This window comes from Parvularcula sp. LCG005 (assembly GCF_032930845.1).
In the GTDB taxonomy this organism is placed as follows: Bacteria; Pseudomonadota; Alphaproteobacteria; order Caulobacterales; family Parvularculaceae; genus Parvularcula.
Genome location: NZ_CP136758.1, coordinates 2505581 through 2521137 on the forward strand (window position 1 = coordinate 2505581; position 15557 = coordinate 2521137).

The window sequence follows — 15557 nt, forward strand, 5'->3', positions numbered from 1 at the left end:
CTCTAGCGCTGTGCGTAAACGCTGCCCTGTGTGTCTGACTCGAGCTTGTCAGAGACGGCGAAATACAGCTCGCGCGTGCAGGCCTTGCGGACATCGGTCCGACCCGCGCCCTTGGTCGCCTTGGCGCAATAGTCACCCGCCTCGTCCATCAGACGTTCGCGCGCATCGGCGTTGAACGTACCGTCCTTGGTGTCAGCATCGTCATAGGCAAACGCGAACTCATACGCGATCGCCTTATCGCTGCTGGCAGCGTCCTGAGCAAAGGCTGCGGGGGCAGCCACAATAATGGCCGTAATAGCCAAGCCCAGAACCAGAATTTTTTTCTCAAAAGTTTTCATAAAAAGTGCCTCTCGTTTCTTGTTTTTTTTGGACGACCGACGGCGTTATTATGAGCGCCCTCGTCTTTTCCGCTATTTGTGGCGGCTTATACGAACCGTCATTGAACTGTCACAAAAGTAACACCAAAATACGCAATGCGCAAGGTGTGCGCACACATTTTACAAAAACACCTTATCTATCTGATTTAACAGGGAAAAATGTCTGTTGAAAACGCTTCGTTAACTATTTTTTTACAGCCAAATGCGCGCATCGTGCGCTTTCCGGCGCCGGTCGAATGTCACATAACTGTTATAGAAGGCAAAGCGTTCCATCCCGTTGCCGTGGCGGCATGGATTGCGCATGGAGAGCGCGCACCGCACGGGACAGAGCCATGAGTGACGATCGACTTGAGCGTGAACGCGCATTTCACAATCAGCGGTTTGCCGAGAACGAGCGGCAGGCCCAGCTGAAATACTACGCCGCGGTTGAGGCAGCGATGACGCACTACAGGGATCGCATTGCCGCTTTGGCGCTGGACGCCGATCTTCTGGACTATGGATGCGCGGAAGGGGACAACGTACTGAGATATGCGTCAATCGCCCGGTCCATTCATGGGATCGACATATCTGACGTGGCTGTGGACCGCGGAACGGCACGCCTTGATGCGGCGGGAATTACTAACGGCAAGCTGCATGTCATGAATGCTGAGGAAATGACGTTTCCCGATCATTCCTTCGATCTCGTTTTCGGCAGCGGTATCGTGCACCATCTCGATGTGCAGAAATCCCTCACCGAAATTGAGCGGGTGCTGAAGCCGGGCGGTCGGGTACTGTTTGTCGAACCGCTGGGCCACAACCCGGCGATCGATCTTTACCGCCGGATGACCCCCCAGGCGCGGACAGCGGATGAGCACCCGCTTCGGCGATCAGACTTTCAGCTGTTCGAAAAAATATTCAGCGCTGCCCGCTTTGACTTCCATGCCCTGACAACACTTGCAGTGGTGCCATTTCGCAGGACGCCGGCGAAGGCACCGATCCTGTCAGCGACACGCGCGATTGATCGCGCGCTGTTCCGGCTACCAGGCCTTAAATGGTGGGCCTGGTACGCCGTTATGGAAGGCCAAAAGGCCGAGGCCTAGGTGCGCGACAGGCGTTTGGCATTGGCGCGCACGGTTTTGCGCATCGGCGCATAAGCGGCATCAAATGCTTTTTCCATATCGGTCGACGACAGCCCGGTTGCCCAGATCCGGAACGCGGCAGACAGCCAGTATTGCTGAACCGCTATTGTACCCAGTGCGAGGGCTTCCATCTTTTCCGTCACCATACGGATCTGTTCGCGTTGGCTTCCCTTGCTGGGAGAAACCATCCCCATGGCGAGCATTGGAAGACGAATGGACAGAACCTGACCGGTGGCAATCGCATCGGTCAGCAGCTCGGCAGGTTTCGACATTGGGAATTCCTTGAAATATGAATGCGTGCTGTAGCACACAAAAGTAAAAGCCATGGGTATCATGGATGGGTAGTATTGATAGGTGAGGCCATCATCTCTGAAATCAGGTCAGCCTCGAGATCCCGCAACATGGCATCACTGGCGCCGCCCGGTACGGTTTCACGCCCGACTTCCATCAGGACAGGAACGGCCATGGGGGACACCCGTTCCAGCGCCCTGAAAACAATGTGGCCACTGGCCCGCTCCAGCAAGGCGGAAATGCGCGCTATGTCGAGAAAGCCCGCTGCCGCATCCGCCCATGCGGCCTTCAGAAGAATGTGGTCGGGCTCATGGGTTCGCAGGACATCGTAGATCAGCGACGTGGAGAACGTGATTTGCCGCCCCATCTTTCGGTCAGCGCCCGGATAATTTCGCTCGATCAGACCGGCGATCAGCGCGCAGTTGCGAAAGGTACTCTTCATCACCTGCGCATCCGCCAGCCAGGCTTCGAGATCGTCACCCAGCATGTCCTGGTGGAACAGGGCATCCATGTCGAGGCCGGAGGGATCCTGCCGCATCCAGATCGACAGCGCATATTCAGTGGGGCAGAAACCAATGGGCTCCACCCCTGCCCGTTCAAGCCGACGGGTCAGCAATGTGCCGAGGCTCTGATGCGCGATGCGCCCGTCGAACGGATAACAGACGAGGAAATATTTCCCGCCGCGTGCGAAACACTCGACCAGCAACTCGTCCGCCCGAGGGATCGTCGACTTGGCCTTCTGCCAGCCAAGCCACTCGCGCACCTGCGGCGGCAGGGCTGTCCATTGCCGTTCATCGCTGACCATCTCGCGAACCCGCCCCGCAAGAAAACTTGAGATGGGAAACTTTGCGCCCTGCCAGGTCGGGATTTTCGGCTCATCATCCGGCGCAGGTGTGACATAAACATCCGTATCGTGAACACCGATCAGTTTCAGGACCTGTCCGGCAAACAGAAATGTGTCACCGGGCGTTATCTGATTCAGAAACCATTCTTCCACGGTACCGAGCTTCTTGCCCGGGATCGGCTGACTTGCTTTTCCCGCCCCCGAACGCCGGAACCGGCCAAGCCGGACCGTGAAAGTTGGTAGCTCGACAATGGTACCGGCATTCATGCGATAGAGCTGGGCGATGCGTTGGTCGCGAATGCGGTAGCGCCCATCAGGCTGACGAACGATCCGCTTGTACCGGTCGTAGGCGCGCATGGCGTAGCCACCCGTAGCGACGTAATCGACCGCCTGGTCGAACTGCTCCCGCGACAGCGCGCGATAGGCGTAGGCGGAAATGATCTCCCGATAGAGATGATCCGGGTGGAACGGTTCTGCGCATGCCATACCCCAGATGTGTTGGCACAGCACATCAAGAGCGCCCGGGCGAGCCGGATCACCGTCCAGCAGGCCCAGATCCACCGCCTCCTTTGCTGCGACACATTCCAGCACCTCAAACCTGTTGCCGGGGACGAGATAGGCCTTGCTCGGATCATCCATGCGGTGATTGGCGCGTCCGATACGCTGAACCAATCGGGCCGCGCCCTTTGGGGCGCCAAGACAGATTACGAGATCCACGTCGCCCCAGTCGATGCCCAGATCCAGCGTCGCTGTACAGACGATCGCGCGCAGGTCGCCCGCGCTCATCGCCGCCTCCACTCGTTCCCGCTGCTCCCGGTCAAGACTGCCATGATGCAGGGCGATGGGCAGATTGTCGTCGTTCATCCGCCACAGCTCCGCAAAGCAGACCTCGGCCTGGGACCGTGTATTGGTGAAGACCAGCGTCGTCGTCGCCGCGCGAATGGCCTCGTAAACCTGCCCGAAGGCATGGCGGCCGGAATGACCTGACCAGGGGATATGCTCAGCGGACGTCATCACCGAAACGTCTGGGCGCGCGCCCCCTGTCCCGCGGATGAGTGCAGCCCGCTCGCCTTCCCCATGTTGCGGGACGAGATAGTGACGCAGCGGTTCAGGGTCATCGACGGTCGCCGACAAACCGATTGTCCGCATTCCCGGCGCAAGCGTCCAGAGGCGGGCCAGATCAAGCGAAAGAAGATCCCCCCGCTTCTTGCCGGCCAGCGCATGCAGCTCATCCACAATGACAGACCGCAGACCGGAAAAGACGTCCTCCGCACTCGGATGAGCGAGCAGAAGCGCCAACTGCTCGGGCGTCGTCAGCAGAATGTCCGGCGGTCGATCCCGCTGACGCTGGCGCTTCGATGATGATGTATCGCCGGTACGGGATTCCACCGAGATCGGCAGGTCCATTTCTCGGATCGGGGTGTCGAGATTGCGGGCGATATCGACAGCCAGCGCCTTCAGCGGCGAAATATAAAGGGTGTGCAGTGTCCGGCGGTTCTTCGGTGCCTCGCTGAGCTCAATCAGGGACGGCAGAAAGCCGGCCAGGGTCTTCCCCCCGCCGGTTGGCGCGATCAGAAGGGCCGACTGGTCCTGCTGCGCTGCCTCCAGCACATCACGCTGGTGAGCACGCAGGACCCAGCCGCGCCCCGCAAACCAGTCCGCAAAACGCGCCGGGAAATTCAATTCAGGCGCCGGATGGCCCGCCATTTTGCTGCTCCGCAAAAAAAAACCGTCACACCCTTTGCATATAGAGCGGGAGATCGCCAAAACGCGAGGTGGGGGCGTTATCTGTCGCCGGAGAGAGCATGGAGAAGTGTATATGGGTTCCGTTTTTCCTGTCGTGATGTCCGGTGGTAGCGGCACCCGCCTTTGGCCGCTCTCTCGCCAAGCCAATCCCAAGCAGTTCCGCGCCCTTGTGACGGACAAGACGATGCTGGAGGAGACAGTTGGCCGGCTCGTCGGTGAGAATGACCACCCTGTCGAGGCCCCTATCGTTATCTGCGGCGCAGGCCATGGCGACCTGGTGGACTCGATCCTGAACGGTGCCGGGCACACGGCGCAGTCGGTCGTTTTGGAGCCGATTGGCCGGAACACGGCCCCCGTCGCCATTGTTGCCGCGCTGGAAGTGCTGGCCAAGGACAAGGACGGTCTCGTCCTGCTTCTCCCCGCCGACCACCACGTTATTGATCCTGCCGCCTTTCGCCGCGCCGTGGGACAGGCCGTTCCCATCGCGGAACAGGGTTATCTGACGACGTTCGGGATCAAGCCGACGCACCCTGAAACCGGCTACGGCTACATACGCGCTGGCGCTCCCCTTGGTGAGGGGGCCAGCAAGGTCGCCGCTTTTGTCGAGAAGCCCAATCGTGAGAAAGCGCAGACCTATCTCGACGATGGGCACTATGCCTGGAATGCCGGCATCTTTCTCTATCGGGCCGACCGGCTGCTGGAAGAAGCGCAGGCGCACATCCCGGAGATTGCCACTGCGACCACTGAAGCGTGGAAGGCTGCCCGCCGCGAAGGCAATATGGTCCATCTCGATACGGATAAATTTGCGGCCGTCCCGTCGGAATCCATCGACTATGGCATCATGGAGCGGACAAGCAGAGCTGCGATGATCGGCCCGGTCGACATGGGATGGAACGATGTGGGCAGCTGGCAGGCCGTCAGCGCCCTGTCCCCCCGCGATGGGGCCAATGTGGTGAAGGGCGACGTGGTGCTCGAAGGGGTCAAGAACAGCTTCGTGCTGGCCGACGGGGTGACCGTCGCTGCCATTGGCGTTGAGGACCTGATCATCGTCGCCACCGGTGACGCCGTGCTCGTCACGCGGGCCGACCGGACACAGGACGTGAAGAAGATCGTCGATCAGCTGAAGGCCAAGGGCCGATCAGAACTCCTTTGAGAGGGTATCCATGACCACCACGCTGAAAACGGCCGCAGCACGGTTTGCGAATTGGGCCCAACAGGACGCCCTACCGCTCTGGTATCAGACGGCCGGTGACGCAACCGGCGGCTTCTTTGAAGATCTCACCATGGATGGCGTACCGCGTAAGGATGAAATCCGCCGCGTTCGGGTTCAGCCGCGCCAGGCCTATGTCTACGCCCACGCCCACATGCTCGGCTGGGCCGAGTGCGGGCAAGCCGCCTCCGATCACGGCTTTGACTACATGATGGAAAAGGCCACGGGTACGTCTGCGACCGACGGGTCATTTGCCGGCATCGCACACCGTCTGCATGCCGACGGCTCGGTCTCCGATCCCAAACGCGATACCTATGACCACGCATTCGTCCTTCTGGCCTGCGCCTGGAGGTTTGACGCCTTTGGCGATACGGAGGCGCGCAAGACTGCCGCCGCCTGTCTTCGCTATCTTGATCAGACCATGGGCCAGCCCGATGGGAGCTTTCTGGAAGGTGATCCTGCCAGCCTGCCGCGCCGCCAGAACCCGCACATGCACCTGTTCGAAGCGTTCATGGCGCTGGCGCGTGCCACTGGCGATGCGGCCTATACGGGCCGGGCGCGCAGGATCTTCGCTCTCTTTGAGACGCATTTCTTTGACGCCCGGAACGGCGTTCTGCTCGAATTCTTCAATCAGGACTGGTCGCTGAACGCGGACAAAGGCGATATTATCGAGCCCGGCCATATGGTCGAGTGGGTCTGGCTACTGGACCAGTACCAGGAACTGACGGGCACGGATGTTTCCGCATACATGACCCCGCTTTACGATAATGCCATTCGCTTGGGTACCGACGCCAAGAGCGGCTTTCTTGTCGATGCGATTTCCATGACCCCCGGCAAGGCAATCCCGGCGACACGGCGGACGTGGGTGCAGACAGAATATATCAAATCATCACTGGTCATGGCCCGGCGCGGTCGTCCAGAGCTGGCGACGAAAGCGGCTGAACTGATCGATATGCTGTTCGCGACCTATCTGAACACGGAGGTTCAGGGCGGTTATATCGACCAGTTCGGCGCGGACGGCAAAATGATCTCGACCGTCATGCCGACCAGCACGCTGTATCACCTGATCAGCGCCGCCGCAGAAGCCAAAAAGACGGTCGAGGCGCTGGGCTGATTACAGCCCCACGCCTTTCTGCTCAGCGATCCAGTCGTCAATGCGGTCTTCCAGAACGGAAAGCGGCAGGGCGCCCGCTTCCAGCACGGCATCGTGGAACAGCCGCACGTCAAAATCGGGACCAAGCGCCGCCTCAGCCCGGGCGCGAAGCTCACGGATCTTCAGCTCACCAATCTTGTAGCCGAGCGCCTGCCCCGGCCAAGTGATATAGCGGTCGACCTCATTGCGAATATTCGTGGCGGAAAGCCCCGTATTCTCCGTCATGAAATCGATGGCCTGTTGCCGCGTCCAGCCCTTGGAGTGCATGCCGGTATCCACAACAAGACGACAGGCGCGCCACATTTCATAGGATAGCCGACCAAAATTGGTATACGGCGTATCATAGAAGCCAACCTCGAGCCCGAGGCGCTCGGAATAGAGTGCCCAACCTTCGACAAAGGCGGTCAGCTCCAAGTATTTGCGGAACTCGGGCAGGTCGAGTTCGTGCTGTAGCGCGATCTGCAGATGGTGCCCCGGCACAGCCTCATGGAAGGTCAGGGACTCGAGTTCATAATTCGGACGGTTTTCCAGATTGGTCGTGTTGATCCAGTAGGTGCCGGACCGACTGCCATCACCTGACGGCTGGGAGTAATAGGCCGTGGTCGTTTTCGGCGCAATATCGGGCGGGATCTCACGCACATCATAGGGCATGGCTGGCAGGCGCGTGAACAGATTGACGAGCTGGCCATCCATCTTCTTGGCGATCAGCGCGGCCTCCTTCATGCGGTCCTTCGGCGACACCGGATAGAAATTCGGCGTGGTCCGCAGATAGTTCTGGAACGACGCAAGGTTGCGATACCCCTCGCCCGTCGCAATTTCTTCCATCTCGGCACGGATGCGCGCAACTTCGGACAGTCCGATCTGGTGGATTTCGTCCGCACTCATATCCGTTGTCGTAAAATGACGGACACGGTTTTCATAATAGTCTATGCCGCCCGGCATGGTGCTGACCCCAACCTCTTCGCGGCAGGCCGGTTGATATTCAAGGTTATAGAAGGTCTCGAACTGGCGGATGGCCGGCACAACCTCTTCACGGATGGCGCGGGCGGCCTCGACCTTCAGCGCCGCAAATTCGGCATCGCTGATCGCGGCAGGCTTGCGGTCGAAGGGGTCAAAAAAAACGCTGTCCTGGGGATCAATCACGACATTGGCGTTGATCGTATCCTCATATCCCTGCATGGGCGCGCAGGGCTGAACCCAGCCCGCATCGATACCGGCGCGCAGGACATCGGTCGTCTGTGCAAGGAAGGCCGGCATTTTGCCCAGACGCGCCACATAGGAGCGGTAATCCGCCAACGTGCGGAATGGCAGCTGATCCGGCATGCCCGTCAACGTTTGCAGCGGGCTATAATAGGTCGTCATCAGGAGATATTTGCCGCCAAACGCCGCGGCCGCGACGTCGTCCTCAAGCTGTCCCTTGAGAAGCTCATAGTTCAGCGCGTCATCCGCCGACAGCTTGGTGCTATCAATACGGTTCAGATCAGCCAGAAGCGCGCGCGACACGTCCACCCGCCGCTCATAGGCAGCCAAGCTCATATCCGGCAGCTGATCATCGTAATCCCGCACGCCGGTCGTTGTGGCGAAGACCGGGTTGGCCTCCAGCCGCGCCTGCCATTGGCGCGCCATGACATCTTCAAAGGCACGCGTAGACGGGTTTGGCGCCCGCAAGGACGGTTGCGCCTGGCCGTCGGCCGCAGGCGTCGAGGTCGGATCGGCCGTCGCGCAGGCGGCAAGGCTTGCGGTCAGCAGAAGAAGAATTTTATGCATTGGTCCTGTCCCTCGCACTGCGCGTTCTGGACAGACCATAAGTGGCCAGCTCGTGCTTGGCCAGTCGCCGCAATAGAGGGGGCGGCAGCCCTTATTCAGGTCCCTGTTTCAGGCGGTTGGCGGGGCGGCATCATCGCACGCCCCTTCAACCCGACGCTGAGGGGACAGTAACAGGTCGTGTTATTTGACGACGGCCAGGACCGGGCGGCGCTTTTTCAGCCACTCGCGAGCCTGACGCTGGGCCTCCGCCACTTCGCGACTTGTCATTTCCAGGGTCAGTTGCTGGCGATATTCCTTGGCCATCTCACTGCCTTCAAGGGCGGCCAGATTGAACCATTTGTGGGCCGTGATGAGGTCAGTCTCCTCACCCACACCAGGGGTCGAGGCCTCAAGCCCGAGGCGATACAAATCATCGGCCGAGAAAATCTTCTCCGCACCGTTCAGCGTGACGTGGTCGAGTTCTACAGACATTGTTTACTCCTATTACTGTCCCGTTTATTCTCTTTGTCAGGTGATTAACCTTGGTAGAAGATGACCATTTGGCCATGAACATCCGGTAAAGAGCAATTTTATCTGTTCTTTACTTCAGGTTGACTTGAAATTAGGGATGGTAACGGAAGCCTTAACGCTCGGCAGTGCAAAACGCCGTGTACGCAGCACCCGTCAGCGGCGTGATTCCCCAGAGCGTAGATTTTTCCTTGCCTCCAATGGATCGTGACCAGTCTGCCTGAACCATGATGGTGGCCGGGTCGTCATAGGCAAACGCCACCGCAGGCTCTAGCGGGACGCCCCAGACCATGTCTTCTGACCATATAAAAAAGCACGGATGCTCGTCATTTTTTATCGGATTGGTCAGTGTGAGGGACGTGAACACCCGCACAGGCATCTGTGGAAAACGCGAAACAAGGTTACCGCCGGTGTTTTCTTCCCTAACAATCAGAACCGCATCATCAGGCACCGCCGCCTCGATCGCTATCGCGAGCGGATCATAGGGCACGAATTCCAGACACCTGTCACAGAACGGCGGCCCGGGGAAAATCGCGCCCGCAAATCGCAGGACCAGCACAAGAAGGGCGGTGCCGCCGCAGGCCACAAACCATGGCCGAAAAGCCTCGTCGGCCCGCCGCAGCAGCGCCGAAGCGATCGCGACGTAAGCGGGCAACAGAACGGGGATCAGATAGCGCTCTGACACATTGCCCATCCCGGCGGCGATCACCGCGACCGCCAGCAGCCCAAGGCTGATCCATGCGGTGCGCAGAAGAAGCCGCTCCAATGTGCCGAACACCGTGCCGCCCTGACGCCCGAGCCAAAGGGCTACGAGCCCAAAGGGCAGGAAAAAGGTCAGCGCCGAGACGATGAGTGAGCCGAGCCCCTCGCCGACCCGGGACAGATAGGCTCCCTCCCGCCCCATCGTCTGCGCCAGCGAGGCGTTGTAGGCGTCCGTCTGGTTCAGGAACCACAGAACATGCGGCAGGACGACCATTGCCGCGACTGCCGGGATCAGAACTGCTGATGGACGCAGCAGGGCGCCCCGCGTGTCGCGCGCCCAGACCAGCGCGACAAGAAACGGTACGATGAACAGAGCGGCATTGTACTTGGTCATCATGGCAATGCCGGCCATCAGACCAAAAAGTGCTGCTGCCCGAACCCCAGGCTGGCGTACGAGCCGCAGTCCGGCCCACATGACCCCGGCGACACCGGCAATAAGCAAGGCCGAGTGGGTAAAGGCCTCGTGATAGTTCCAGCCGATCTGATAGAGGAGCACCATGCCGGTGGCGACCGCAAACGCGGCCCGCGCCGACGCGTACTGACGGACCGTACCATGGACAAAGGCCGCCGCGATCATCAGCGCGACATATTTGACGATCAGGAAACTGATGAGGCCGCCGCCCGTCACGAAGTGCAACAAGCGGATCAGCCATTCAAAAAGCGGAGGATTGTCGGGCTGGTATCCCCACTGCCAGACCTGGGTGAAGACATTCGTCTTCGCATCATCCATGGCAAGCGCCGTGCCCTTCATCAGCCGCGCGATGGCGTTGATGAGGCCGAAAAGCGCGGTGACCGTGATTGTTCCCTGCAGAGAGAAAAGGCGCTGGCGCCACGTTCTGTCAGTCATCGACACGCTCCGGCAAGAGGGACAAGCCCCGCTGCCGCTTGATATTGATTTCCGCGATCGCCGCTTCCAGCGCCGCAATACGATCAGGCGTCAAAGGGTGCGTCCCGGGGGCATAGATTGAATCCGGGCTCTCTGTAGAGAACACATCGAACGTCTGGCGCGCAGCGGTCAAATCGCCCTCGGCACGCGCGAAGAGGTATAGCCCCACATAATCCGCCTCCGCCTCAAAATCTTCCGCCCAAGGGGCAAGAAGGCGCAGTGAACGGCGCTGCATGGAGATATCTGGCCGTTTTCCAGCTACCGATAGGGCGCCGTCGAGCACCATTGCGCCACCATAGACAAAGGGCGCGGCTACCACGGCGCCGCTGACGGTCAGGTTGCGCCAGTATTTGCGCGGATGGCGCAGTATCACATGAGCGGCTTCATGGGCGATGACATATTGCAGGGCCGGATCATCGAGGGCGCGGACGAGGCCGGTATAGATGACAATATCCCCTTCAATCGCGTTGGCGTTGATCGCCTGGCTCGTTGAAATTTTCACGGCGATGTCGCAGGCGGTGACCGCCTCCACTGTAAAATCACCCTGATCGGTTCCCAGCGACACGGTGCCGTCATCGTCCAGCGCCTGCCGGATCCTCTTTGACATGCTGTCCAGATCCGACATCGGTTCGCCGTTCACGGCCTGCAGGGCCATCCCTGCGGCGAGGCCGGACCGGGCCGCGGGGCTTCCCTTGCTGACGTGCACAATGCGGATGCCTTCGGGCACGCCGATTCGCTCGAGCTCGGCCTCCCGCAGGCCGCCGGCCATGCGCGCCCAGAGGGGCCGGTCACCAAAGACGATGCCAATGGTGGGACGGGTGGCGGGACAAAGATCCGTATTGGCGGTCAGGAGGGGCCAGTTGAGATCGTAGACCCGGGCCCGCCGATCGAGCGCCGTCTGCATCGCCGCGATGATCAGCTGGCTTCGTTCCGCATCGGCGCGCGCCGGATCAATCGCGGGCGCGCGATAGACCGGCGTGGCACAGGCCGTGACAAAAAGGAACAAACACAGGAGAAGGCACCGCATGGACCAATCGTAGTGGGGCCGCCTCACGGGTCAACGGGCCTTTCGCGGATTGGCGGCCTGAGAACGGAGTTGCCGTGCAGAAGATCAAATCCTCCGATGATTTCCTCCGCTGGGCCGACGACCCGACCCGGCAGCCCGCCGCGTTTCAGGTGATCGACCTGCGCGGCGAAACGGGCCGGCTTCTGTCCCTGCCCCTCGCCCATTGCCTGTTCCTGAGCTGCAATCTTGAGCCGGCCGCCACCGCCCATATCATTGAGAGCGGCGGCATTGTCATACCGGATCGCAAGCGGTTCAAATTTGCGCCGCATCGCAGCCGTCTGTACACGGTGGAGGAACTTTTTGCCGGATACCACGGCTCGCCCAAGACCGGTTATCACTGTACCTACGATTACAAGATCTACTACGAATATGTGAAACAGGGTCGTGAAGCCGTCCCAATCGACATCAGCCTTCACCGGCGCCTGCACGATCACTCCATCACTGATGCGCTGGAGGAAGAGCTGAGAGGTCACAAAGTCGTCGCCATCATGGGTGGCCATGACATGGAACGGCGGGAGCCGGATTACCTGAAAGTCGCGCAGGTGGCCCGTCGGCTGGCGCGCGAAGGGTATCTGGTCATCACCGGTGGCGGTCCGGGGGCGATGGAGGCCGCCCATTTCGGCGCCTGGTTCGCCGGCCGCCCCGACGGAGACATGACAGACGCCTTGGCCCAGATGGCCGTGCGTCCTGAGGGCGCGCCGCCGGGCAAGGAATATGATGACCAGGACTGGCTCTATCGCGCCTGGTGCATTCGGTCCGCCTACCCCCAATCGGCGGAGGATGCAGAGCGGTACAGGTCGATCGGCATCCCCACCTGGTTCTATGGCCATGAGCCGCCATCAGTCTTTGCCACGCGGATCGCCAAATATTTCGCCAACAGCGTGCGGGAGGACGGCCTGTTGATGGTCGCCAATCACGGCATCATCTTTGCCCCGGGCAATGCCGGGACCGTACAGGAAATTTTTCAGGACGCGGCCCAGAACTATTATGGCACGTCAGGTCATCGCAGTCCGATGATTTTGCTGGGTACGGATTACTGGACAAAAACCTATCCCGCCTGGCCGCTGCTTCAGAAACTTGCAGCACGGAAAGCGAAAGAGGGTTTTCCAGACCTGATCTCCCTCACAGACAACGAACAGGAAATCACGGAGGTCATCCGCGCGTACGATCCTGCCAATCATCGTGCCGATGCGCCGGGTCCCCACATGCCCCCTTCCCACGACCAAAAAGAACAAGTATAGAACAAAAATGGCGCGATCTTCCGATACCTATGTCTGTCAGTCCTGCGGCGCGGTGTACGCGAAATGGGCAGGCCGCTGCGATGCGTGCGGCGAATGGAATTCGATTGAACTGGAAACCCAGTCCGCCCCGCCAGGCGCCGTGGCCGTCAAGGACGGCAAAGGCAACGCCATAAGGCTCGACAGTTTGGAAGGCGACATTCAGTCCGAACGCCGCCTGCCATCCGGCAATGCCGAATTTGATCGGGCGGTGGGCGGGGGCCTTGTCCCCGGCGGCGCGCTGCTGGTCGGCGGTGACCCGGGCGTCGGCAAATCGACGCTCCTGTTGCAGATCGCGGCCGGGTTGGCGCAGGAGAAATCCAAGGTCGCCTATATTTCGGGCGAAGAAGCGATTGCCCAGATCCGCATGCGGGCCAAACGTCTCGGCCTGTCCAAGGCGCCGGTTGGCCTCGCCTCCGGCACCAATCTTCGGGACATTCTGGCGACCCTGCGCACCGAAAAGCCCGACGTGGTCATCATCGATTCAATTCAGACCCTGTGGACAGACACCCTGCCCGCCGCCCCCGGCACCGTGACACAAGTGAGGGCCTGTGCGCAGGAGCTGGTCCGCTTTGCCAAGCAGAACACCTGCGCGATCATCCTTGTCGGTCATGTGACCAAAGACGGACAGCTGGCCGGGCCGCGGGTGGTCGAGCACCTCGTCGATGCTGTGCTGTATTTTGAATCCGAGAGCGGTCGGTCGTTCCGCATCCTCCGTGCCGTGAAGAACCGCTTTGGCGCGGCCCATGAGATCGGCGTCTTTGAGATGACTGGCGGTGGGCTCAGAGAAGTGTCTAATCCCTCCGCCCTCTTCCTGTCCGAAGGCGACGGCGTTGTCTCCGGCTCGGTCGTGTTTGCAGGCATTGAAGGCACGCGGCCTCTCCTGTGCGAGATACAGGCGCTGGTCAGCCAGTCATCCCTGGGCGCGCCTCGCCGCGCTGTGGTGGGGTGGGACAGCGCACGCCTGTCCATGCTGCTCGCTGTTCTGGACACGCGCTGCGGGCTCGATTTCGGTCGCCATGACGTTTTCCTGAATGTCGCCGGGGGTCTGAAGATTTCAGAACCCGCCGCCGACATGGCGGCCGCAGCGGCCCTTTTATCCGCGCGCCTCGACACACCTGTTCCGCCCAAAATGGTCGTGTTCGGAGAAATCGGTCTGTCAGGCGCGGTGCGCCCTGTGCCGCAAATGCCGGCACGGATGGGCGAGGCAGAGAAATTGGGGTTTGAGCAGGTTCTCTGCCCCGCGCTGGGCGAAGACAAACCGAAAGGTCTTCGTTCCAGCCTGATCGGCGAGGTCGCTGACCTCGTTAATTACATCAAAGGTCTTTAGCGGCGACAGGCAGCGGCGGTCACGAGGCCATTGATCACGAAATAGGCGGCAACGCCCCAGATGACCAATTGCTCCTTGAACGCACTGTCTGGCAGGAATTTGGCCCCGGCAAGCATCCCTGCGGCACAGAAGAGGGCAACGATAATCTGGAGTGCACCGGACGGGCGGATGTTCTGGCTCATGGTCTTTTCCTTTCAGCCGTTGACGAACTATTTTCGGGGAGCGTTGCCAATACGGCTGCGCACACCGGCGTTCAGAGAGAAAATGGCGCCAAGGATCGTGGCCCCCAGCGTGATGGCGAAGGTCAGGGAAGAAGACCGCTCACCGGGCGCAAAAAGCCACAGCGCGATAACCGTCAAACCTGCCAGAAAGAAGGTCGTCCCGATGCGGCGCCGTGTGCGACGAGTGTCTGAGGCCAGGCACATCGCCTCGCCCTTGCCGACTTTGGGGGTGGCGACCTTGGGCGTAAAATTGCCGATCACCATCAGGAACAGGCCACAAACGACACCAACCACACGATCAGCCGCGAGAGCATTGACGTCCGCCCTTAACCCGGCGACCTGAAACGACAGCGCCAGCGTCATGACGAAGAGCGCGCCCAGCAGGCTCGCAACAAATAGGGTGCGTTCCCCCTTGTCATAGTTCGAAAGCGGTCGTCGGCGCTGAAGTCGGGCCACGAACAGGCGCGCGCCCATCATCATCAAGACAGCCGCATAGAGTCGCCACGCGTCGAAAGCTGTCCCGTCGGGAAACCGGACGATATGCAGGATGCAGGCGAGGCCCACATTCAACAGAAACAGGCCGTCAAAGGCGAAGATGAAGCGGCGGTAGGTCACGACGGCCGCTCAACCGCTTCTTTCGTGCCCGCTTCCGCATCTTCGTTTCCCAGACCGAAGATCTTGGCAAACCCCAGAAGACCATCTTCCAGCACCGACAGTTTCAGGTCGTACACGACCTGATTGCCACGCTTTTCCCCTTCAATCAGGCCCGCTTCCTTGAGCACCGTGAAATGAGCGGACATGGTTGGCTTCGAGAAGTTGAAGTGCTCCGCCAACTCACCCGCAGTGCGCGGCCCATCGCGTAAAAGCTCAAGGACTCGGCGGCGGGTGGGGTCGGAAAGGGCTTTGAAGATCTTGCTCATGAATTGTATTTAGCTAATTATCTAAAATCCGTCAATAGCGAGATTGGATTGAGACTACTCACCACCCGCCCGAACGCGGCCT

The 15557-nt window shown here is 60.3% G+C and carries 15 protein-coding genes; 5 read left to right on the plus strand and 10 right to left on the minus strand.

Annotation, left to right across the window (positions count from 1 at the left end):
• Positions 1–2: 2 nt before the first annotated feature.
• Complete coding sequence (locus tag RUI03_RS11895) at positions 3–338, minus strand: hypothetical protein (RefSeq protein ID WP_317287684.1); 336 nt, start codon at positions 336–338, stop codon at positions 3–5.
• 371 nt (positions 339–709) lie between these two features.
• On the opposite strand from RUI03_RS11895, the gene RUI03_RS11900 reads away from it, so the two are divergent.
• The gene (locus RUI03_RS11900; RefSeq protein ID WP_317287685.1) at positions 710–1456 is read left to right on the plus strand and encodes a class I SAM-dependent methyltransferase; all 747 of its coding nucleotides are present in this window, start codon (positions 710–712) and stop codon (positions 1454–1456) included.
• Here RUI03_RS11900 and RUI03_RS11905 read toward each other — a convergent pair.
• Both RUI03_RS11905 and RUI03_RS11910 read right to left on the minus strand, forming a co-directional pair.
• On the minus strand, positions 1453–1767 hold the full coding sequence (locus RUI03_RS11905) for a hypothetical protein (protein WP_317287686.1): 315 nt from the start codon (positions 1765–1767) through the stop codon (positions 1453–1455). The two genes, RUI03_RS11900 and RUI03_RS11905, sit on opposite strands and share 4 nt — an antisense overlap.
• 59 nt (positions 1768–1826) lie before the next feature.
• Complete coding sequence (locus RUI03_RS11910; protein ID WP_317287687.1) at positions 1827–4337, minus strand: ligase-associated DNA damage response DEXH box helicase; 2511 nt, start codon at positions 4335–4337, stop codon at positions 1827–1829.
• A gap of 112 nt (positions 4338–4449) precedes the next feature.
• Between RUI03_RS11910 and RUI03_RS11915 the strand changes: the two genes are divergently transcribed.
• Positions 4450–5529, plus strand: a complete 1080-nt coding sequence (locus RUI03_RS11915) for a mannose-1-phosphate guanylyltransferase/mannose-6-phosphate isomerase (RefSeq protein WP_317287688.1) — start codon at positions 4450–4452, stop codon at positions 5527–5529.
• 10 nt (positions 5530–5539) lie between these two features.
• Positions 5540–6700, plus strand: coding sequence for an AGE family epimerase/isomerase (locus RUI03_RS11920; protein ID WP_317287689.1), 1161 nt, complete (start codon positions 5540–5542; stop codon positions 6698–6700).
• Here the strand turns inward: RUI03_RS11920 and RUI03_RS11925 are convergent, their stop codons facing one another.
• From RUI03_RS11925 to RUI03_RS11940, 4 genes are all read right to left on the minus strand, one after another.
• Positions 6701–8506 carry a DUF885 domain-containing protein gene (locus tag RUI03_RS11925; protein ID WP_317287690.1) on the minus strand — a complete coding sequence of 602 codons (1806 nt, stop codon included), beginning with the start codon at positions 8504–8506 and terminating at the stop codon, positions 6701–6703.
• A 180-nt stretch (positions 8507–8686) separates the two neighbouring features.
• Entirely contained in the window at positions 8687–8977 is a 291-nt protein-coding gene (locus tag RUI03_RS11930; RefSeq protein WP_317287691.1) for a hypothetical protein, read from the minus strand.
• Between the two features lie 151 nt (positions 8978–9128).
• Positions 9129–10622 (minus strand): glycosyltransferase family 39 protein, encoded by a 1494-nt coding sequence (locus RUI03_RS11935; RefSeq protein ID WP_317287692.1) that lies wholly within the window; start codon positions 10620–10622, stop codon positions 9129–9131.
• A complete protein-coding gene (locus tag RUI03_RS11940; protein WP_317287693.1) occupies positions 10615–11688 on the minus strand; it encodes a M48 family metallopeptidase in 1074 nt (357 codons plus the stop codon). The genes RUI03_RS11935 and RUI03_RS11940 overlap by 8 nt, the downstream gene beginning before the upstream one ends.
• Positions 11689–11762: 74 nt before the next feature.
• Here RUI03_RS11940 and RUI03_RS11945 point away from each other — a divergent pair, with 74 nt between their 5' ends.
• Together RUI03_RS11945 and radA are read left to right on the plus strand one after the other, a co-directional pair.
• Positions 11763–12968, plus strand: a complete 1206-nt coding sequence (locus tag RUI03_RS11945; RefSeq protein WP_317287694.1) for a hypothetical protein — start codon at positions 11763–11765, stop codon at positions 12966–12968.
• A 7-nt stretch (positions 12969–12975) separates the two neighbouring features.
• Entirely contained in the window at positions 12976–14334 is a 1359-nt protein-coding gene (gene radA, locus RUI03_RS11950; RefSeq protein ID WP_317287695.1) for a DNA repair protein RadA, read from the plus strand.
• On the opposite strand, the gene RUI03_RS11955 is transcribed toward radA, so the two are convergent.
• The 3 genes from RUI03_RS11955 to RUI03_RS11965 are packed head-to-tail and all read right to left on the minus strand — an operon-like array spanning position 14331 to position 15475.
• Entirely contained in the window at positions 14331–14516 is a 186-nt protein-coding gene (locus RUI03_RS11955) for a hypothetical protein (protein WP_317287696.1), read from the minus strand. The two genes, radA and RUI03_RS11955, sit on opposite strands and share 4 nt — an antisense overlap.
• 27 nt (positions 14517–14543) lie before the next feature.
• Positions 14544–15170, minus strand: coding sequence for a hypothetical protein (locus RUI03_RS11960; RefSeq protein ID WP_317287697.1), 627 nt, complete (start codon positions 15168–15170; stop codon positions 14544–14546).
• Positions 15167–15475, minus strand: coding sequence for an autorepressor SdpR family transcription factor (locus tag RUI03_RS11965; protein WP_317287698.1), 309 nt, complete (start codon positions 15473–15475; stop codon positions 15167–15169). The genes RUI03_RS11960 and RUI03_RS11965 overlap by 4 nt, the downstream gene beginning before the upstream one ends.
• Positions 15476–15557: the final 82 nt, after the last annotated feature.